General features: G+C 72.7%; 18 protein-coding genes. 6 read left to right on the forward strand and 12 right to left on the reverse strand.

Annotation, left to right across the window (positions count from 1 at the left end; all coding sequences use genetic code 11):
• Window positions 1-62 precede the first annotated feature (62 nt).
• Complete coding sequence (locus tag AB0B33_RS27850; protein WP_360777060.1) at window positions 63-929, forward strand: alpha/beta hydrolase; 867 nt, start codon at window positions 63-65, stop codon at window positions 927-929.
• Between the two features lie 81 nt (window positions 930-1,010).
• Window positions 1,011-1,400: a hypothetical protein gene (locus AB0B33_RS27855; protein WP_360777062.1), complete on the forward strand. Its 390-nt coding sequence runs from the start codon at window positions 1,011-1,013 to the stop codon at window positions 1,398-1,400.
• A gap of 501 nt (window positions 1,401-1,901) precedes the next feature.
• Here AB0B33_RS27855 and AB0B33_RS27860 read toward each other — a convergent pair.
• Window positions 1,902-3,143, reverse strand: coding sequence for a helix-turn-helix domain-containing protein (locus tag AB0B33_RS27860; RefSeq protein WP_247020122.1), 1,242 nt, complete (start codon window positions 3,141-3,143; stop codon window positions 1,902-1,904).
• Window positions 3,144-3,254: 111 nt separating this feature from the next.
• On the opposite strand from AB0B33_RS27860, the gene AB0B33_RS27865 reads away from it, so the two are divergent.
• Entirely contained in the window at window positions 3,255-4,097 is an 843-nt protein-coding gene (locus AB0B33_RS27865; RefSeq protein ID WP_360777356.1) for an SGNH/GDSL hydrolase family protein, read from the forward strand.
• Between the two features lie 107 nt (window positions 4,098-4,204).
• Here AB0B33_RS27865 and AB0B33_RS27870 read toward each other — a convergent pair whose 3' ends face one another.
• The 5 genes from AB0B33_RS27870 to AB0B33_RS27890 are packed head-to-tail and all read right to left on the reverse strand — an operon-like array spanning window position 4,205 to window position 10,073.
• Window positions 4,205-4,723 (reverse strand): pyridoxamine 5'-phosphate oxidase family protein, encoded by a 519-nt coding sequence (locus AB0B33_RS27870; RefSeq protein WP_360777064.1) that lies wholly within the window; start codon window positions 4,721-4,723, stop codon window positions 4,205-4,207.
• A gap of 2 nt (window positions 4,724-4,725) precedes the next feature.
• On the reverse strand, window positions 4,726-5,709 hold the full coding sequence (locus tag AB0B33_RS27875) for an LLM class F420-dependent oxidoreductase (protein ID WP_360777066.1): 984 nt from the start codon (window positions 5,707-5,709) through the stop codon (window positions 4,726-4,728).
• On the reverse strand, window positions 5,706-6,899 hold the full coding sequence (locus AB0B33_RS27880; protein ID WP_360777068.1) for an acetyl-CoA acetyltransferase: 1,194 nt from the start codon (window positions 6,897-6,899) through the stop codon (window positions 5,706-5,708). The genes AB0B33_RS27875 and AB0B33_RS27880 overlap by 4 nt, the downstream gene beginning before the upstream one ends.
• Window positions 6,900-6,903: 4 nt before the next feature.
• Window positions 6,904-8,601: a class I adenylate-forming enzyme family protein gene (locus AB0B33_RS27885; RefSeq protein ID WP_360777070.1), complete on the reverse strand. Its 1,698-nt coding sequence runs from the start codon at window positions 8,599-8,601 to the stop codon at window positions 6,904-6,906.
• Complete coding sequence (locus tag AB0B33_RS27890) at window positions 8,598-10,073, reverse strand: carotenoid oxygenase family protein (protein WP_360777072.1); 1,476 nt, start codon at window positions 10,071-10,073, stop codon at window positions 8,598-8,600. The genes AB0B33_RS27885 and AB0B33_RS27890 overlap by 4 nt, the downstream gene beginning before the upstream one ends.
• A gap of 137 nt (window positions 10,074-10,210) precedes the next feature.
• Between AB0B33_RS27890 and AB0B33_RS27895 the strand changes: the two genes are divergently transcribed.
• Window positions 10,211-11,167 (forward strand): winged helix-turn-helix transcriptional regulator, encoded by a 957-nt coding sequence (locus AB0B33_RS27895; RefSeq protein WP_247020115.1) that lies wholly within the window; start codon window positions 10,211-10,213, stop codon window positions 11,165-11,167.
• Window positions 11,168-11,238: 71 nt separating this feature from the next.
• Window positions 11,239-11,427: a DUF5302 domain-containing protein gene (locus AB0B33_RS27900; protein ID WP_247020113.1), complete on the forward strand. Its 189-nt coding sequence runs from the start codon at window positions 11,239-11,241 to the stop codon at window positions 11,425-11,427.
• Between the two features lie 62 nt (window positions 11,428-11,489).
• On the opposite strand, the gene AB0B33_RS27905 is transcribed toward AB0B33_RS27900, so the two are convergent.
• Window positions 11,490-12,416 carry an MBL fold metallo-hydrolase gene (locus tag AB0B33_RS27905; RefSeq protein ID WP_360777074.1) on the reverse strand — a complete coding sequence of 309 codons (927 nt, stop codon included), beginning with the start codon at window positions 12,414-12,416 and terminating at the stop codon, window positions 11,490-11,492.
• 90 nt (window positions 12,417-12,506) lie between these two features.
• Between AB0B33_RS27905 and AB0B33_RS27910 the strand changes: the two genes are divergently transcribed.
• On the forward strand, window positions 12,507-13,454 hold the full coding sequence (locus tag AB0B33_RS27910; RefSeq protein ID WP_360777076.1) for a LysR substrate-binding domain-containing protein: 948 nt from the start codon (window positions 12,507-12,509) through the stop codon (window positions 13,452-13,454).
• Between the two features lie 32 nt (window positions 13,455-13,486).
• Here the strand turns inward: AB0B33_RS27910 and AB0B33_RS27915 are convergent, their stop codons facing one another.
• From AB0B33_RS27915 to AB0B33_RS27935, 5 genes are all read right to left on the reverse strand, one after another.
• Window positions 13,487-14,296, reverse strand: coding sequence for a serine hydrolase (locus AB0B33_RS27915; protein ID WP_360777078.1), 810 nt, complete (start codon window positions 14,294-14,296; stop codon window positions 13,487-13,489).
• Window positions 14,293-15,366, reverse strand: a complete 1,074-nt coding sequence (locus tag AB0B33_RS27920) for a Glu/Leu/Phe/Val dehydrogenase dimerization domain-containing protein (RefSeq protein ID WP_247020105.1) — start codon at window positions 15,364-15,366, stop codon at window positions 14,293-14,295. The genes AB0B33_RS27915 and AB0B33_RS27920 overlap by 4 nt, the downstream gene beginning before the upstream one ends.
• A gap of 193 nt (window positions 15,367-15,559) precedes the next feature.
• A complete protein-coding gene (locus tag AB0B33_RS27925; RefSeq protein WP_360777080.1) occupies window positions 15,560-16,753 on the reverse strand; it encodes a kynureninase in 1,194 nt (397 codons plus the stop codon).
• Window positions 16,750-17,544, reverse strand: coding sequence for a tryptophan 2,3-dioxygenase family protein (locus AB0B33_RS27930; protein WP_360777082.1), 795 nt, complete (start codon window positions 17,542-17,544; stop codon window positions 16,750-16,752). Before AB0B33_RS27930 ends, AB0B33_RS27925 begins: the two co-directional genes overlap by 4 nt.
• On the reverse strand, window positions 17,541-18,356 hold the full coding sequence (locus tag AB0B33_RS27935) for a PaaX family transcriptional regulator C-terminal domain-containing protein (protein WP_360777084.1): 816 nt from the start codon (window positions 18,354-18,356) through the stop codon (window positions 17,541-17,543). The genes AB0B33_RS27930 and AB0B33_RS27935 overlap by 4 nt, the downstream gene beginning before the upstream one ends.
• Between the last annotated feature and the right edge of the window lie 28 nt (window positions 18,357-18,384).

Here is an 18,384-nt window from a genome sequence, read left to right on the forward strand (position 1 = left end):
GTAACGGTAACCGCACCGCCCGTGCCGGTGCCAGGTTCGAACGGGTACGGCAGGATCGGGGCATGCCACGCGCACAGGCCAACGGGCTCGAGCTCGAGTACGACACCTTCGGCGACCCGGCGGCCCCGCCGCTGGTCCTGGTGATGGGCCTCGGCGCCCAGATGATCACCTGGGAGGACGGCTTCTGCGAGCTGCTGGCCGGCCGCGGGTTCTTCGTCGTGCGCTACGACAACCGCGACGTCGGGCTCTCCACCTGGCTCGACCACCTGCCCGCGCCGGACCTGGCCGCGCTCGCGGCCGGCGACCTGGCGACCGCGCCGTACCTGCTGTCCGACCTGGCCGACGACGCCGTCGGGCTCTTCGACGCGCTCGGCATCGAGCGCGCGCACGTCGTCGGCGCGTCGATGGGCGGGATGGTCGTGCAGCAGCTGGCCATCGACCACCCGGACCGGCTGCTGTCCGTCACGTCCATCATGTCGACCACCGGCGACCCCGCCGTCGGCCAGGCCGAGCCGTGGGCGCTCGGGCTGCTGGCGCGGCCGCCGGCTTCGACCCGCGAGCAGGCGCTGGCCGACAGCGTCGACGGCTACCGGCGGCTCGGCTCCCCCGGTTACCCGGACGACGAGGCGTTCCTGCTGGCCAAGGCCACGCTGCACTACGACCGCGCCCGCCACCCGGTGGGCACGCTCCGCCACGCGGCCGCGGTGGTGGCTTCCGGCGACCGCACGGCGGGCCTGCGCGCGGTCCGGCTGCCGGCAATGGTCATCCACGGCGACGCCGACCCGCTGATCAACGTCAGCGGCGGCAAGGCGACGGCGGCGGCGATCCCGGGCGCGGAGCTGCTCGTCATCCCGGGCATGGGCCACAACCTGCCGCGCGCGGTCTGGCCGGAGATCGCCGAGGCGATCGGGCGCGTGACGGGTCAATAGCGCGTCAAGATCCGGGGCCGGGCTGTAGGGAACGCGTCCTGGCTCATGGTGCCGCCCCGCGCCGGCGGTCTTACTGGGGTCATGACAGGTGGCTTCGGGTTCCCGTTCGGGTGCGCGGCCGCGGTCGTCGCGGTGGTGCTGGCGGACGTGGCCGGCGCGACCCGGTTCCCGTGGTACGCGCTGGTGACGCTGGGTGCGGTGGTGCTCTCGACGGCGGTGTGGAGCACGGCCGCCGCCGCGATCGGGGTCGCGGCGGTGGCGTGGGCGCTGGACTCGGGGTTCGTGCTCGGCCGCACCGGCGAGCTGCGCTTCGACGCGGCTTCGGCGCTGGCGGCGGGCGTGCTGGGTGCGGCGGTGGCGGCGGGCGTCCTGGCCCGCGCCGGGCTGCGGCCGGTGGCGGTGCGGGTGCCGTCGCCGCGTCGGTCGGCGGAGATTCCCGCGCATCGGCCGCACTTGACCGGCGTGGGGTGAGTGCCCGTCAGTTCTCACGCGGTGGCGACGCTCGCCGAGCCGCGAGGATCCGGGGCAAGCCCGCGGGGTGACCCGGAGCGGTGCCTTGCCGAGAGTCGCGCATCCGACCGCCGACGGGCCGAACTCGCTCAGTCCCCGCGCGGCAACGACGCCCGCCGAGCCGCGAGGGCCGCGATGATGCGCGGCAGGCCCGCCGGGTGGAGGGGGTCGATGCCCGTCAGGTCGCGGACCCTTCCCTGGCAGTGGGCCGAGCCCGCTCAGTCCCCACCCGGCAACGACGCTCGCCGAGCAGCGATGATTCGGGGCAAGCCCGCCGGATGCCCCGGAGCGGTATCCGCCGAGAGTCACGGACCCATCCGCCGGCGACGGCCCGAGTCCGCACGCGCCAGCAAAACTCACCGAACCGCGAAAGCCGCGACGACCCGAGGCAAGCCCGCCGGACGCCCCGGAACGGTATCCGCCGAGAAGCCACGCACCCGACCACCGACGGGCCGAACCCGCTCACTCCCCACGCGGCAACGACGCCCGCCGAGCAGCGAGGGCCGCGATGATCCGCGGCAAGCCAGCCGGGTGGAGGGGGTCGATGCCCGTCAGGTCGCGGACCTTCCGCAGGCGGTAGTCGACCGTGTTGGGGTGGACGTGCAGGCGGGTTGCCGTGCGGCGGCGGTTCGTGTCCAGCTCGAGGTACGCCTGCAGCGTCTCCAGCAGTTCCGGGTGCGGCTCCAGGGGGGCGAGCACCGCGGCCAGGCGGTCGCGCGCCGCGCCCGGGCGGGTCAGCTGGTACTCCACCAGGACGTCGTCGAGGCGGTACAGGCCCGGCTCGCGGCCGAACCAGCGCAGCACGTCCAGCACCTCCGCCGTCCGCGCGGCCACCACCCGGACCTCCGCCGGCGCCGCCGTTTCGGCCGCCGCCAGGACGTCGACGCCCGCCGCGCGGCCGGCCGCGTCGAGGACCGCGTGCCGGCCCGCGAGCTCCGTCAGCCGGCCGGCCAATGGCAGCAGGACCAGCCCGCCCGGGCCGTCCAGGGACGCCAGCACGCCGTCGCCGCAGGCGTGTTCGAACGCGGCGAGGAACCGGCGCAGCTTGCGGCGGACGGCGATCTCCGCGTCCACGCCCGGCGACCCCTCGTCGGCGTGCGGCCCCAGCTCGACGCTCAGCACCAGGTACCGCGCCGGCAGCGTGATCCCGGCGCTGCGGGCGACGACGTCGACCGGGCCGCCGTCGGCCAGCACCGACAGCAGCGTGCGCCGCGCCGTGTGCTCCTGCCCGACCTTCGTGCGCAGCTCCTCCAGGTAGCCGCGGGTGACGGCAGCGGTGACCGCGCCGACCCACGCCAGCACCCGGTCGGCCACTTCGAGCAGGTCGGCGACGTCCGCGCCGTCCGCTTCGGCCGAGCCGACGGCGAAGATCTCCCGCGCGCCGACGTGGTAGGCGTTGAGCACGGCCTCGAGCGGGAAGCCCTCCTCGGCGCGGCGCACCGCGGACGCGCCGATCTGCCGCAGCTCGGCGTCGTTGAGCTCGCGGTCCTCGCGCAGGCTCCGCGCGAACGCCCGCACGGCCTGCCGGGTGATGCCCGCGATGTCGCCGGCCAGCTCCTCGACCGGCAGCCGGCGGTAGTCCGCGACCTCGGCCTGGATGCGCGTCAGCACCCGCGCGATCAGCTCGGGCTCGTCCCGGGTCAGCCGCTCGTGCACCCGCTGCCCGCCGAGGGCCAGGTCCGCGCCGGTTTTGTGCTCCGTCACAACCGATCCCCTCGTTCTCTGCCCGGATTCCCAGTCAATCCGGCCACCCGCGGTGCCGATGGTGTCACGGAGACCAGCCATCGGCACAACGTCAAGGAGGACGGCGTGCGAGTGAGGACAACGGCGTTCATCACGATCATGGTCACCGCGCTGGCGATCACGACGGCGGGCACCGCGGCCGCCGCCGCCGGCGGCGAGTACGTGGCGCTCGGGGACTCGGCCGCGGCCGGACCGCTGATCCTGCCCCCGGATCTGTCGTCCCCGGGCTGCCTCCGGTCGCTCGCGAACTACCCGCACGTCGCCGCGAAGCAGCTCGGCGTCCCGCTGAAGGACGTCACGTGCTCCGGGGCGACGACCGCGGACATGTACGCCCCGCAGTCGACGGAGACCGGCGCGGTCCCGCCGCAGCTCGACGCGCTGAACGCGGCCACGAAGACGGTCACGGTGACCATCGGCGGCAACGACGTCGGCCTGGTCGGCGCGGCGACGAGCTGCATCAACCTGCTGCCCGGCATCAACCCGGACTGCGTCGACAGGTACACGGCGGGCGGGCACGACCAGCTGGCCGAGAAGATCGCGGCGTTCGAGCCGACGTGGGGAGCGCTGCTGGACGCGATCCACGCGGAGGCCCCGGACGCGGCCGTCTTCGTCGCGGGCTACGGCACGTACCTGCCGCACAACGGGTGCTGGCCGATCGCGCCACTGACCCCGCGCGACGCGAACTACATCCAGGGCAGCATCGACAAGACGAACGCGGCGCTGGCCCGGCAGGCCGCGGCGCACAACGCGCGGTACGTCGACATCCGGACGCCCTCGATCGGCCACGACGTCTGCAAGCTGCCGGGCGTGAAGTGGTTCGAGAGCGTGATCCCGACCTCGGTGGCGGCTCCGCTGCACCCGAACGCGACCGGCATGCGCCACATCGGCGCGACGGTGGCCGCGGCGATCGGCTGAGGACCTGCCCGGCGCCGGCCGCTCTGTCCACGGAGGTTCGGCCGGGTGGGTCGTGAGTGTTCAGGGGGGTTCTGACCCTCCTGAACACTCACGACCAGCCGCGGCGATCAGCGGCCGAAATCCCAGCGGCTCGCGCCGTACGGCTCGGCGCACGCGACGCCGATCGCCCGGGTCGGCACCAGCCGGTACAGGAACCACGGGGCCGGGCCGGCGCTCGGGGCCATGAACGGCGCGTCGAACCCCCCTTCGGTCACCTGCGCCGGCCAGCCGCCCTCGCGATAGGCGGCCGCCACCCGCTCGAGCGTCGCCGGGTCGGCGACCGGCTCGGCCTCGCCCTCCACCGTCAGGTCGAGGCCCTTCAGGCGCACCGAAACACTGCACGCCGGGTTCGCCGCCAGGTTGCGGGCGCGGACGGTACCGGGTCCGCTCACGAAGTACAGCGTCTCGTCGACCCAGATCGCGCCCACGCCGGCGGAATGCGGCCGGCCGTCGGGGCGGACGGTCCCGACGAAGAACGTCAGGTCCTCCTTCGGGGTCTGGGTCGCGAGCAGGTCGCGCGCCCGGCTCCACGGCAGCTCCGGGGAGCCGTTCTGGTCGAGGTTCTTGGTCTTCGTCGGTTCGCTCATGCCTACGCGTCGAACGGGCCGACCGCGGATCGACACGCGGCGAGGGTTTTCGCGCCGCCCGGGTCGTCGTCGCCGGTGGCGGGCACGATCGCCAGCTCGTCGATCCCCGCCGCCGCGTACTCGGCGGCCTTCGCGGCGACCTCCGCGCGCGACCCCAGCAACCCGACCACGGCGATCGCCTCGACGGGCACCGCCGCCAGCAGCTCACGCGGGTGCGGCCGGGTGCGCGCGAAGCCGACCAGCTCGCCGAACCCCGCCGCGCGGAACATCTCGCCGTAGCCGGGTGCGGCCAGGTAGCCGACCACGCCCCGGCGCAGCTGCTCGAGCTCCGCCGGCCCGGGGTCCACCGCGCCGACCACCCACGCGGCCACCGGCGGCGGCGTCACGCCGGCCCGCGAAGCCGCTTCCCGGAGACCGCTCACCAGGGCACCGGCCGCGGCCGGGGTGACCAGGTTGACCACCATCCGGTCGGCGTGCCGCGCGGCGACGTCGAGCGCACGCGGCCCGAACGCCGCGATCGTCAGCGGCGATTTCGGGGCGGGCAACCGCAACCGATAGCCCTGCGAGCCCACCACCGAGCCGTCCACAGTGGACTTCTCGCCGGAAACGAGCTGCCGCACGGCGATCGCCGACTCCTCCAAAGCCGTCGCCGCCCGGGACCGCGACCGGCCGTGCCAGCCCCGCACCACGACGTCGCTCGACGTGCCCAGCGCGACCCCCGTCGTCCGGCCGGTCAGCGCCGCCACGGACGCGACGCCCATCGCGATCGTCGCCGGATCCCGCACGGTCACCGCGAGCGGCCCGAAGGTCAGCGAGATCGACGACGTCGCCGCGCCGATCGCGGTCCCCAGCGCGAAGGCGTCCCACGTCGCCATCTCGCCGATCCACAGCTCCGGGTACCCGGCGGCCTCCGCGGCGCGCGCGGTTTCCAGCGCCTCCTCCGGCGGGCGGTCCTGCCACAACCCCAGCGAAACCGAAAGCCTCATGCGGGCGCCCGCACGATCATGGTGACGACCGTGGTGAACGAGCCGCCGACGTTGAGCGTCAACGCCGTCCGCGCGCCCTCGACCTGCGTCTCGCCCGCTTTCCCGGTCACCTGCCGGGCAACGTCGTGCAGCATCCGGACGCCGGTCGCGCCGACCGGGTGGCCGAGGCCGATCAGGCCGCCGCCGGGGTTGATCCCGGCCGCGTCGAGGCCGCCCTCGGCGATGAACCGGCCGCCGTCGCCCGGCGGGGCCGCGCCCAGGTGCTCCAGCGCGACCAGGCCGGTGATGGTGAAGCAGTCGTGCAGCTCGACGACGTCGAGCGCGTCCGGCCCGGCCACGCCCGCGCGCTCGTAGGCGTCGACGACCGCGCCGCGCAGGTGCGGGAACAGGTACTCGCCGTCGGACGCCAGCTTCTCCGAGAGGCCGATGTGCGAAGTGCGGTGCCCGAAGCCCGCGATGCGCGGGAAGCCGCCGCCGAGCCGCTCGGCGAACGCCGGCGAAGCCAGCACGACCGCCGCGGCGCCGTCGGTGATCCGGCCGCAGTCCTGCTTGCGCAGCCGGCCTTCGATGACCGGGTTCAGCTCGTCGTCGGGTCCGAACGCGCCGGCCGGGAAGCGCCAGTCCCGCGCCTGGGCCAGCGGATTCCGCGTCGCGCGGTCGAAAGCGTGCGACGCGAACTGCCCGAGGTGTCCGGGATCGAGCCCGTACCGCTCGTCGTACGCGGAGGCGACGTCGGCGAAGAGTGCCGGCCACGGGAACTTCGCGCCCACGGCCTCGTGCCCGGCCCACGCCGCGGACCCGAGGTGCTCGGCCGCGCGCTGCCCGTCGACGTTGCGCATCAGCTCGACGCCGACGACCAGTGCGACGTCGTAGCGGCCCGCCTCGATGTCCGCGCACGCGGCGAGCACGGCGGTGCTGCCGGACGCGCACGCGGCTTCGTGCCGCGTCGAGGGCACGCCGTCCAGTTCCGGCACCGCGGCCACCAGCAGCCCGCCGAGCTGGGCCTGGCCGGTGAACAGCTCGGCCGCGAGGTTCCCGACGTGCGCGACCCCGACGTCCCCGGCCGAAACCCCGGCGTCCGCGAGCGCGGCCGGCACGACCTCGGCGAACAGCTCGAGGATCCCGCGGCCCTCCTTCGCGTAGTTGCGCGCGAAATCGGTCTGCGCCCCGCCCAGCACGAACACCGTCATGGCCTCACTCCAGACTTTCCCGCAGCTTCCGCTTCAGGATCTTCCCCACCGGGTTGCGGGGCAAGGCATCGGCGTACTCGAGCCGTTCGGGCAGCTTGAACGCGGCCACCTTCCGCTCGCGCAGGTACGCGACCAGGTCGTCGAGCGACGGCTTGCGCGCGCCGGGGACGACGACCGCGCACACCCGCTCCCCCATGACGTCGTCCGGCACGCCGATCACGCCGACGTCGGCGACGTCCGGGTGCCCGGCCAGCAGGCCCTCGACCTCGGCCGGCGAAATGTTGACGCCGCCGCGGATGACCAGGTCCTTCGTCCGGTCGACGTACCGCAGGAACTCGCCGCGCTCGCCGGCGATCTCGAAGACGTCGCCGGTGCGGAAGTGCCCGTCGGAGTCGAAGGACGACGTGTCGAGCGGCTCCCCCACCGCCGTGAGGTACCCGGCGAACACCGTCGGCCCGGCGATGTGCAGCTCACCGGGGCGCCCGGGTTCGGTCACCCGCTCGCCGGTGACGGGATCGTGCAGCCGCACCGACGTCCAGCCGGCGACGGGCGTCGACCACGTGACGGCCGAGGCGTAGTTCGGGAAGTAGCTCGCGCGCTGGTCCGGGTCCGGGATGTCGACCGGGCCGGACAGCAGCGCGGTGCCTTCGTTGGAGCCGAAGAAGTTGATGATGTCGATGCCGTGCCGCTCGGCCCAGGTGCGCACGAGCCACGGCGACAGCGGCGCCGAGCCGGAGCCGATCTTGCGCAGCGCCGAGAGGTCCACTCCGGACAGTATTTTCTCGTTGTGCAGCAGCATGGTCAGCAACGCCGGCGGCGCGAGCGTGTACGTCACGCGCTCGGCCGCGAGCTGCCCCAGGAACACCGGCAGGTCGAACGGGTGGTGCGGGACGAACACGGCGCCGGTCAGCAGCCAGGGCAGGAACATGCCGCCGATGCCGGCCATGTTCGTCATGGGGAACGGCGAGAGCAGGACGTCGTCGCGGGTCATCCCCGCGGCCTGGACGCAGCCGACCGCCGTCGCGAGCCAGTCGCCGTGGCAGCGCGGGACCGCCTTCGGTTCGGCTTCGGTGCCGGACGTCCAGCAGATCGTCACGCAGTCGTCGACGTCGGTGTCGAGTGTGGACAAATAGGAGTCCAAAGTGGATTTCTCCGCTGCGGACAGTGGTTCTTCGGGCCAGGCCAGGGCGCCGGCCGGTTCGTCGTCCCCCCGGGCGACGACGAACCGGACCGACGGCGCCGAAGCGCCTTTTAGCCCAAGGGCCGCCCCGGCGAGCTCGTGCTCGCCGTATCTGGATGCGGTCACCACGGCGACAGCTCCGGTGCGCCGGCACATCGGACCCATCTCGTGCTCCCGGTAGGACACCGGGAACGGGGTGACCACCGCACCGATCCGGACGATCGCGAGGAACGCCTGCACCAGGGCCGAGCAGTTCGGCAGCTGCACGGCCACTACGTCACCTGCTCGCACCCCTCTGGCGAGCAGGAACGCGGCCAGGACGTCGACGCGTTCGTCGAGCCGGTTCCAGGTCCACCGCACCGGGTCGCGTCCGACCAGTGCGGTGGTGTTCGGTGGATCGACCAGCGCGAGACCCTCCGGGTCGGCACTGACCCGCTCCTTCACGAGCTGGTCGATCGTCTCCGCACTCCACCATCCCCGCGTCCGGAAGTCCCGGGCGCGACCCTCTCGATGGCATCTCATGAACGGAGGTTTTCCAGCTGGTCCGCCCGGACCCAGGTCGCGTGAAAACCGAGCGGAACCCGCTGGGGCAACAGGACCCTGGCCACGGGTCCGGCAGCGAGATCGGCGGCGTCGAAGATGTCCAGTTCGGAGCGTCCCTCACGCTCGTCCTGCACGAACGTCACCAGATGACCGTCCGCCGAATCGGCGGCCGCTCCTTCGCGGGGTGCGAACGGAGCCTCACTGCCCCACCGGCCGGGACCGAACCGGTATTCGGTCTTGGCGCCGGCAAGATTGTCGTAGCGCACGAGCCCGTCGAACTTCAGCGTCGACTCGGGCGAGATGTGCACCGCGTAGGAGTACCGGTTCCGCTTGCCGACCCCGCGGGAGTCGACGGTCGGGAACTCGGTGTTGGCGTCGTCGAGCGCCTCTTCGCGGCACGCGCCGGTCCGCAGGTCGAAGCGGTAGCGGTGCAGCTGGGCGTCGAGCCGCAGGTAGGAGAGCATCTTCGCGAGCGGCGTGTGCGCGTCGGGCCGGGGAGCCGGCTTCTGCACGCGGCAGACGTCGAGGACGACCTCGTCGCCCTGCTCCCAGGCGTTGACGACGTGGTAGATGTAGCACGGGCTCGCTTCGAACCAGCGGATCTGGCTACCGTTCCCGTAGCGTGGCAGCACGCCGAAGCGGCTCGGCATCGAGCGGTCGAAGTGCAGCTTGTGGCGGCCCAGCTTCGCCGCGTGCGGGTCCTGGACCAGCGGCAGGTCCATCAGCACCGCGTAGCGCTCGGTGATGGCCATGTCGTGCGGCAGGCGCGGGCCGGGCAGCTCGATCTCGGTGGTGTTCACGACCTTGCCGTCCGCGCTGATCACGCCGTAGCGCAGGTACGGCGGGCGCGGGCCGTAGTCGAACCAGAACAGCTCGCCGGTGGCCTCGTCCACCTTGGGGTGGGCCATCATGTCGCCGACCAGCGTGCCGAGGAAGTCCTCGGCCCCCAGCGTCTCCAGCGAGAGCGGGTCGATGCCGTACGGCGAGCCGCACAGGTACCAGGTGGCCAGGATGCGGCCGCGGTGGAAGACGACGTCGGTGTTGGCGTTGTCCTTGAGGCCGAGGCCGTGCGCGTTGCCGAAGGGGTTGCCCTTCGGGTTCTCCATGACGCCGGTCCAGAGCGCCTGGCCGGCCGCGGACTCGGCTTCGAAGGCCTTGGTGCGGATCCAGCGGTTGCGGTAGCGGGCTTTGCCGTTCTCCAGGTGGACGGCGTGGATCATGCCGTCGCCGTCGAACCAGTGGTAGCGGCCTTCCGGGGCGAACCGCGGGTTGGGGCCGTTGCGCAGGTAGACGCCGTTGAGGTCCTTCGGGATCTCGCCGATGACCTGCAGGTCTTCCGCGTCGATCTCGGTGCCGACGGGGGCGTAGACGCCGAGCAGGTAGGGGTTGGGCTCCTCGGCCGCGTCCGCCGTCCGGGCCACCATGAGCGGCTGTTCGGAGGTGCTGGTCATCGGGCTGCTCCCTGGCTGTCGGGCTCACCGCGCTGGCTGATGGGGATGAGACTATGATTTGTGTAGTCAGGTGTCAATAGGCTTCTCTAGGTGTAGTCAGGTGTTACCCTGAGGCCGCTGAACAAGGGGGAAAGACGGTGACCGAGGCGACCGCACACCGCGTCCGGCCGGCGGGGGATCCGCTCCGCCGGGCGCTGGAGCTGGTCGGCGACCAGTGGACGCTGCTCATCCTGCAGAGCCTGTTCCTGCGCTTCCGGCGCTACGAGGAGCTGCGGCTGCGGCTGGGCATCTCGCCGACCGCGTTGTCGGGGCGGCTGCGGGACATGGTCGAGGCCGGCATGCTCACCCGCGTCCCCTACCGCGACGCGCGCCGCACGCGGCACGAGTACCGGCTCACCGAGCGCGGCCTGGAGCTGTGGCCGCTGCTGATCTCGATCTGGGCGTGGGAGCGCGAGTGGGTCGAAGGCCGCCGCGAGGTGCTGCCGACGCTGATCCACCTCGACTGCGAGCTGGCTACATCAGCGCCGCTGGGCTGCGCGGCCTGCGGGCGCCGGGTCGACGCCCGTGACGTGCGGGCCGAGCGCCTCGACAGCACCGGCGTCGCGGCGGCGACGGCGTCCAAGCGCTTCCGCCGCAAGGACGCCGAATCCCTGGCCGGGGACCCGACGATGTTCTTCCCCGACACTATGGAGCTGCTCGGCGACCGCTGGTCGACCGGCCTGCTGGTGTCGGCGCTGCTGGGCTGCCGGCACTTCTCGGAGTTCGAGCGCGAGCTGGGGATCGGGCCGAGCGTGCTGTCGGGCCGGCTGAGCAAGCTCGTCGAGGTCGGCGTGTTGCGGACCGGGACGGCGAAGACCCGCACCGACGCCCGCGACTACCGCCTCACCGCGAAGGGGCTTGCGTTCTTCCCGGCGCTGGCGTTCATCGCCGAGTGGTCGCGGGGCTTCGAGGTGACCGGCCAGGAGCCGGACATCACGCTGCACCACGTCGAATGCGGCAACCGGCTGCGGCCGATCCTGCTGTGCGACCACTGCGGCCGCCCCCTGACGCGCAAGTCGGTGCAGTTCGGCGGAGTTCCGTCCCCGAAACGCTGAAATCGACTCGCCAAGCCGGTGCGCGACTGACAGGCTGGAGCGGTCACACGTCGTCGTTTCCGGAGGTAGGCATGAGTGAACCGAACCCGTCGCCCAGCGGCGAGGAGGAGGACGACGTCAAGCGCAAGTTCCGCGAAGCGCTGGAGCGCAAGCAGGCCCACGCCCGCTCCGGCGCCTCCCACGAGAACGGCGGCGGCAAGAACCAGCACGCCCACGGCCCGGCGGCGAACAAGCGGACGTTCCGCCGCAAGAGCGGCTGATCCGGCCTTCGTGAAGGCCACCCCGAGGAACTCCACGTTCCTCGAGGTGGCCTTCACGGCGTTCAGGGGACGAACGAGCCGAGGTGGTCCAGGACCACGAACCGGCTGGTGGGGCTCGCGGCGGTGACGGCGGTGCGCAGCGGCTCCAGCCCACCCGCGTCGACGACCTTGCCGAGCGGCTCGTCGAAGTTGTCCCAGTGGGTCGCCGCCACGTAGCGGGGGTGGCCGAGGGCCGTGAGCAGCCGCGGCACGTACTGCGTCACCTTCGCGCCGCCCGCCGGGAGGCACACGACGTCCGGGCGCAGGCCCGCCAGCTCGGACTCGACGTAGTTCGAGCCGCCGAAGTTCAGCACGCTCGCGCCCGCGCCCGTCACCTGGTAGGCCAGCGTCCCGCCCTCCACCAGGTCCTCGATCACGCACGGCCGGTCCCGGCGCGACAGCGGCCGCGAGCCCGGGAACGCCACCCGCGCCCGTTCGCCCGTCGCCGAGTGCAACGAGCGCAGGACGCGGATCGAGTAGCCGTCGAACGTCAGGTCTTCGCCGCCGCTCGCGACCGCCAGCTGGTCCTCCGGGGCCCCCAAGGCGGCCATGAGACTCAAATGGGTCTCGGTGCCGATGACCGTCGCGCCGGTGCGTTTGGCCAGGTAGGGGACGTCGGTGAGGTGGTCGTAGTGGCCGTGGGTGACGAGGATGTGGTCCGCGCGCAGTTCCCCGCGGGCGAGGAAGCCGTCGATCAGCGTGCGGTTGACCGACAGCGGCGTCTTCGGGTCCGCGCCGGCCGGGGTGTAGGTGCCCGTCTTGAACCGCGTCAGCCACGGGTCGACGAGGATCGTCTTCGCCCCGGCGCGGATCTCCCAGCCGTTGTTCCCCCACCACCGCAGCGTCATCCCCGACGTACCCGAAGCCGCGGCCGCCGCCGGTCCCGCGCCCGCCAGGATGGCCGCTGCCGCGGCACCCGCGCCGAACAGCCCGCGCCTGTTGAATCCCATGTCCATATCGGACACCCGACCATGAACCGCGGACCGCTGTCCAAGATCGATCCGCCGGCATGTCGATAGGGGTACGGCTATCGTCGCAGCGTGGACCACCTCCGTTCGCTGCGGTACTTCCTCGTCGTCGCCGACGAACTCCACTTCGGCCGCGCGGCGGAGCGGCTCGGCATCGCGCAGCCGCCGTTGAGCCAGCGCGTCAAGCGGCTCGAAGCGGAGCTGGGCGCGAAGCTGTTCGACCGCGGCCGCCGCGTCACGCTCACCGAAGCCGGCGAAGTCCTGCGCGCCGAGGCCCGCGAGCTGCTCTCCCGGTGGGACCGGATGACGTCGCTGGTCGCGAAGGCCGAGCGCGGCGAGCTGGACGCGGTGCGCGCGGGCGTGCCCCCGGAGCTGCCCGGCGGTGTCCTCGCCGGCATCCTGACGGCGTTCGCCGCGCAGTACCCGGCCGTCCGGCTCGACCTGCAGGAGCTGACGACCGCCGAGCAGACCCGGCTGCTCGCGGACCGGTCGCTCGACGCGGGCCTGCTGCAGCTGCCGGTCGACGTCGTCGACCTGGAGCTCGGCCCGGTGATCGACACCCCGCTGGGCGTGGTCCTCCCCCGCGATTCCCCGCTGGCCCGCCGCAGTTCGCTTTCCCTGGCCGACCTCGCTGGCGAAGGCCTGGTGCACGCCCCGCGCGCGGCGGCGCCGGGCAGCTACGACGCCCTCCTGCGCACGTGCTGGGACCACGGCTTCCGCCCGGCGTCGATCCGCCACGCGCGCAACCCGGAGTTCGCGCTGGGCCTGGTGCTGGCCGGCCACGGCGTCGCGTTCGAACCGGGCCCGCGCAAGGAACCGCGCGTGGTGTGGCGGCCGCTGGAGGGGGAGGTGCTGCGCTCGCGGATGGCGTTCGCCTGGCCCCCGGCCAGCCCGCACCCCCAAGCCGCGAAGCTGGCCGAGCTGGCGGCGGCGGTGCTCGAAGGCGACGGGATCTCCCGGATCGTGCCCCCGAACCCGGTCGAGGCCCGGCCCTGGGACGTCTTCTACCAGACCTCGTGAGTGTTCAGGGCGGTTCTGACCGCCCTGAACACTCACGAGTCGCGGAGCTGCTCGACCGCCACCCGGGCCGCGTCGCCGATCGCTCGGTCGATGTCCGGACGTCGGAGCGTCTCCGCGCCGCCCACCGTGAACGCCGCGACCGCGTACGCGAGCCCGTCCGGGTAGGTCGCCACGCCGATTTCGTTGCGGATGCCCGGCATCGTGCCCGTCTTGCCCGCCACCGCGACCTCCGGCGGGAAGCCCGCCGTCAGCCGGTGCCAGCTCACCTGGGCCGACATCCACTCGCGCACCGGGACGCCCGCCGGATCGGCCCAGATCGCCGCCAGCAACGCGGTCATCTCGCGCGGGGTGCTCGCCGTCGTCCGCCGGGGATCCAGCGCCCGCAGCGGCCGCCCGGCCCCGGTGTCCTCGATGATCGTGCGCAGCAGGTCACGCGGGGCACCGATGACCGACGTCCGCGACAGGCCCAGCTCGGCCAGCAGCGAGCGCACGTTCGCCACGCCCACCCGGTCGAAGAGCAGGTCCGCCGCCGTGTTGTCGGACACCGACAGGGCCAGCCGGGCCGCGTCGCGCAGGCTGTAGGAGACGTCGTCGGCGAAGCCCGCCGAGCCACTGCCGCCCAGGCGGTCCGCGGCGGTCGCGCGCACCTGGTCGGCCGGGTCGAGCAGCCCCGCCGTGACCTGCCGGGCGAACTCGTAGGCCAGCGCCACCTTCACCACCGACGCCAGCACGACCGGTTCGTCGGCGCCGAGGCAGAACTCGAGGGACGAATCGAGACGGCGGGCGTGCAGGAACCCCTGCACGCCCGCCGTCGCGAAGATCTCTTCGGGGGAAGGACTCACCCGGCCATGATGGACCGCAGCCTGCCGATCTCCGCCATGCGCCGCTCCGCGAGCCGGTCCGCCGCCGTCGCCGGGGGCACGCCTTCGGTCTCGGCCAGCTTGAACACGGCCTTCGTCGTGTCGAAGATCGCGGTCGTCTTGCGCTTGGCGCGGTCGAAGTCGAAGCCGTGGCGCTCGTCGTCGACCTGGATCACGCCGCCGGCGTTGACCAGGTAGTCCGGCGCGTACAGGACGCCGCGGTCGGCCAGCTGCTTGTCGATACCGGGGTGCGCGAGCTGGTTGTTCGCCGCGCCGCAGACGACCTGGGCGCTCAGCAGCGCCACGGTCTCGTCGTTGAGCGCGCCGCCGAGGGCGCACGGGGCGAAGACGTCCAGCTCGGTGCGCAGCAGGGCGTCCACATCGGACACCACGCGGACGTCGGGGTAGATCGACCGGGTGCGCTCGATCGCCGGGGCCCACACGTCGGTGATCGTCACCTGCGCGCCGGCCGCCACCAGGTGCCCGACGAGGATGTGCCCGACCTTGCCGACGCCGGCCACGCCGACGCGCTTGCCCGCGAGGTCCGGGCTGCCCCAGAGGTGCTCGGCCGAGGCCCGCATGCCCTGGTAGACGCCGAACGCGGTGAGCACCGAGGAGTCGCCGGCGCCGCCGTCCTCCGGCGAGCGGCCGGTGACGAAGCGGGACTCGCGGGCCACGATGTCCATGTCCTGCACGTACGTGCCGACGTCGCACGCCGTGATGTAGCGGCCGCCGAGGGACTGCACGAAGCGCCCGAACGCGCGCAGCAGCGCTTCGGACTTCAGCGTCTTCGGGTCGCCGATGATGACGGCCTTGCCGCCGCCGAGGTCGAGGCCGGCCAGCGCGTTCTTGTAGGCCATGCCCTTCGACAGCGCGAGCACGTCGTCGAGTGCGTCCGCTTCGGTGGCGTAGGGGTGGAAGCGCGTCCCGCCCAGAGCGGGACCCAGCGCCGTGGAGTAGATGCCGATGATGGCCTTGAGGCCGCTGGCTTCGTCGTGGCAGTACACGACCTGTTCGTGCCCGGTGCCCCGGGTGAACACTCCTTCGGTCACGGTGGTGACTCCTTTGTCTCCCGCGCCCGGTTCGTGGCCGGGACGCGCTTCAAGGTTTCCAAGGGCGCGGGGCGGAGGTCGTCCGCCCGAGTGCGATTTCCCCGGATCAACCTAGATCCCCGCCGTCCGCCGGACCAGTGCAGGTCCCGCGATACGGACCGGTAACCCCCGGGTTAGGGGGTACCTGAGGGGGTCAGCCGCGGACCGCCGGTCCGAGTGCGGCCATCGCCGTCTCCAGCTGGGTGTCCGAAAGGTACGGTGCCGGGCCGAAGCGCAGGTACGCCCCGCGGCTGTCGGTGCGGACACCTTGCTTGGCCAGCGCGGCCTGCAGACCGCCCGCGTCGGCGCAGCGCAGCGAAAGGAAGCCGCCGAGCCGGTCCAGCGGCGTCTCCCGGTCGCGCGTGACGACGTCCGCGGGCAGGGCGAGCGAATCGAACACCGACGCGAGCAGACCCACCTGGTGCTGCGAAACCTCGCGGAGGAACTCGGGTGTGAGGCCCTGCTCGGCGAAGAACCGCTGGACCCGGGCGCCGCGGTAGTGGCTGGCCGGGTCGTAGGTGGCGCCGGCGAAGCGGTCGCCGCCGGTGGCGTAGGCGACCTTGCCGGGGTTGCGTTCGTCGGCCAGCGCCCCGAACTCGGCGTACCAGCCGGTGATCACCGGCCGCAGCTCCTGGGCGTGCGCGGGCAGCCGCAGGAAGCAGTTGCCCTCGCCGAGCTGCAGGTACTTGTAGCCGCCGCCGAGCACCCAGGCGTTGGTGAGCCCGAGGTCGTGCAGCGCGAACGGCACGACGCCGAGCGCGTGGTAGGCGTCGACGACGAGCTCGATCGAGCGGTCGCGGCAGACGTCGGCCAGGTGCGCGAGGCCGGGCACCAGCCGCGACGTCTCGAACAGCACGGCCGAGACGAGCACCGCGGCGGTGTCGTCGTCCACCTCGGCGGCGACGCGCTCGGCCAGCGTGGGCACCGGGTCGAGCGGCACCCGGACGATCTCGACGCCCTCCTCCTCGAGCCGGGCGAACTGGCGGCGCAGGGTGTGGAACTCGCCGTCGGTGGTGACCAGGCGGGGTCTTCGCGGCAGCTCCATCGCGGACAGGAACCGCAGCACCAGGTCGTGCGTGCTCGCGCCGAGCGCGTACTCGCCGTGCGGGTCGCCGAGCAGCTGCCGGAACCCGGCGCGCAGCTCGTCGGCCTTCGCGAAGGCGCGCTCCCACTTCGCGTCGACGTCGCGGGCGGCGTCCGCGAAGGACTCCAGCAGGCCCTCCTCCGCGACGTCCGGCCAGGCCTGGTGCGAATGCCCGGACAGCAGCAGGCGATCGGCCACCGCGAACCGGGAGTAGTGCGCGGCCAGCGCGTTGTGGTCCGCGCGGACGTCGTCGAGGGTGGTCACAGTCGGCTCCGTACTGCCCAGAGATCGGGGAACATCGGCTGGAAAAGCGTGGTGCGCAGGTAAGTCGCGCCGGACGATCCCCCCGTTCCGGTCTTGTCGCCGATGGTGCGTTCGACCATCTTCACGTGCCGGTAGCGCCACTCCTGCATCCCTTCGTCGAGATCGACCAGACACTCGGCGACGACCGACGGTCCGCCGTCGTCGCTGTACACGTCCAGCAATATCGCCTGCAGGGCCGGGGACGGCTCCACCGGTCGAGTGACGTCTCGGTCACACTCGACGGGATAGCCAGAAGCCTTGAGGTACGCCAAAAAAGAGTCGAACAACGAGGGCCGCGCCATCGCCCCGGCAATGCCTTTGCGCTGCTCGCCGCCCTCCGGGTAGTGCGCGAACACGCGCTCGTCACGCCGCCCGAGCACGGCTTCCAGCTCGCGGAACTGGGCCGACTGGAAGCCGCTCGACGCGTCCAGCCGCGCGCGGAAACTCGTGAACTGGCTGGGCGTCATCGTTTCCAGCACGTCGATCTGCGCGACGGCGACCTTGAGGATCGTGAGGATCCGGCGCAGCGTGCGGATCGAATGGGCGGTGTTGGCCGCTTCCAGGTTCTGCTGCAGGAATTCCGCCTCGTGCAGGATCTGCTTGAACCACAGCTCGTACACCTGGTGGATCACGATGAACAGCAGTTCGTCGTGCTCGTCCGACCGCAGGCGCTGAGCACCCAGCACCTCGTCGAGCGCGAGGTACGAGGTGTAGCTCAAGGCTTCCTGGGTCGCTTGGCTGGGTTCGGTCATCCTCGGGTCACCTCGTCGAAGTGGCGCTGCGCGGGGTCCGCGAGCGCGGCGTACAAATCGTGGAACAACTCGACCGCGGCCGCCCGGCGATCCGGTGCGGGCACCAGGTCGGCGGGCAGTTCCGGGTCGAGGGACGGGAACGCGCGGAAGGTGTGCACCAGGCGGGTGCGGACCTCGAACGCTTCGGGGTCCGGAAGCTCGCGCCCCGCGTACCCGCCGAACTGCTCGACGAACCCGGTGTACCGGGCGGCCAGGTCGTCGAGGTCCCAGGCCCGGCCGGCGAACCGGCGGACGTCCAGCGCGGCCGACGGCCGGCCGAGCAGCAGCCCGGCGTGCTCGGTGACGTCGAGCTCGCCGAGCAGGGCGAGCACCTCGGCCTCGCGGTCGTGCGGGGCGATCCACGTGCCGCCGGAGTAGGGCCCGAAGCCGAGGAACCGCAGCCGCCGGACCAGGCGTTCCCGGGCTTGGCGGCGGCTCTCCGGGATGCTCTGCCACAGCACGGTCCACTCGCCCGCGGCGCGCTCGCGGCGGCCGAGGGAGAAGATCCGCCGGTCGCCGTCGGCGAGCAGGGCGATGCTGCGCCGGGTCAGCGAGTAGTGCACGGTGCGGCCTTCGCGGTGCCGCTGCAGCAGGCCGCGGCGCACCAGCCGGGTCAGCGCGATGCGGGCCGCGCCGTCGGAGAAGCCCAGCTCGGCGAGCACCGCGACCAGGCCGCCCGACCACACCCGGCGGGTTTCGCGCGGGTGCACGTAGCTGCCCAGCAACGTCACGACCAGGTCCTGGGGACCGGTTTCGAAGGCGTCGACGGGCATGGGCGCAACTCTATACACCTCAGGCCGC

It is taken from the genome of Amycolatopsis sp. NPDC049159, assembly GCF_040648295.1.
GTDB classification, from domain to species: domain Bacteria; phylum Actinomycetota; class Actinomycetes; order Mycobacteriales; family Pseudonocardiaceae; genus Amycolatopsis; species Amycolatopsis pretoriensis_A.

Bases quoted from the DNA above. Each gene is read 5' to 3' on its own strand.
- AB0B33_RS27850 (WP_360777060.1), top strand. From the start codon at position 63: ATGCCACGCGCACAGGCCAACGGGCTCGAGCTCGAGTACGACACCTTC.
- AB0B33_RS27855 (WP_360777062.1), top strand. From the start codon at position 1,011: ATGACAGGTGGCTTCGGGTTCCCGTTCGGGTGCGCGGCCGCGGTCGTC.
- AB0B33_RS27870 (WP_360777064.1), bottom strand. From the start codon at position 4,723: ATGAGCGAACCGACGAAGACCAAGAACCTCGACCAGAACGGCTCCCCG.
- AB0B33_RS27875 (WP_360777066.1), bottom strand. From the start codon at position 5,709: ATGAGGCTTTCGGTTTCGCTGGGGTTGTGGCAGGACCGCCCGCCGGAG.
- AB0B33_RS27880 (WP_360777068.1), bottom strand. From the start codon at position 6,899: ATGACGGTGTTCGTGCTGGGCGGGGCGCAGACCGATTTCGCGCGCAAC.
- AB0B33_RS27885 (WP_360777070.1), bottom strand. From the start codon at position 8,601: ATGAGATGCCATCGAGAGGGTCGCGCCCGGGACTTCCGGACGCGGGGA.
- AB0B33_RS27890 (WP_360777072.1), bottom strand. From the start codon at position 10,073: ATGACCAGCACCTCCGAACAGCCGCTCATGGTGGCCCGGACGGCGGAC.
- AB0B33_RS27900 (WP_247020113.1), top strand. From the start codon at position 11,239: ATGAGTGAACCGAACCCGTCGCCCAGCGGCGAGGAGGAGGACGACGTC.
- AB0B33_RS27905 (WP_360777074.1), bottom strand. From the start codon at position 12,416: ATGGGATTCAACAGGCGCGGGCTGTTCGGCGCGGGTGCCGCGGCAGCG.
- AB0B33_RS27930 (WP_360777082.1), bottom strand. From the start codon at position 17,544: ATGACCGAACCCAGCCAAGCGACCCAGGAAGCCTTGAGCTACACCTCG.
- AB0B33_RS27935 (WP_360777084.1), bottom strand. From the start codon at position 18,356: ATGCCCGTCGACGCCTTCGAAACCGGTCCCCAGGACCTGGTCGTGACG.